This window comes from Bacillus cereus group sp. N14, assembly GCF_016483555.1.
GTDB classification, from domain to species: Bacteria; Bacillota; Bacilli; order Bacillales; family Bacillaceae_G; genus Bacillus_A; species Bacillus_A wiedmannii.
The window spans coordinates 1-230 of the sequence record NZ_JAEHBQ010000144.1 but is presented as its reverse complement, the minus strand read 5'-3'; the positions used below and the strand labels follow the sequence as shown (position 1 = coordinate 230).

Below are 230 nucleotides of genomic sequence, written 5' to 3'. Positions count from 1 at the left end.
CGTGGTGTAGTGGTTAACATGCCTGCCTGTCACGCAGGAGATCGCCGGTTCGACCCCGGTCGGGACCGCCATTTTAACTTCTGCTATTTGGCAGTTGTTTTTTATTGGACATTATGTTACAATAACATTTGTCTTTGGAAAGAAGATAAATATTTCGATGGGCTATAGCCAAGCGGTAAGGCAACGGACTTTGACTCCGTCATGCGCTGGTTCGAATCCAGCTAGCCCAG

Annotated in this window: 2 tRNA genes; both read left to right on the top strand. The window is 47.8% G+C overall.

Annotated features, from left to right (window positions below):
- Nucleotide 1: 1 nt before the first annotated feature.
- A tRNA-Asp gene (locus JDS82_RS29480) sits at nucleotides 2-71 on the top strand.
- A gap of 87 nt (nucleotides 72-158) precedes the next feature.
- Nucleotides 159-230, top strand: a tRNA-Gln gene (locus tag JDS82_RS29475).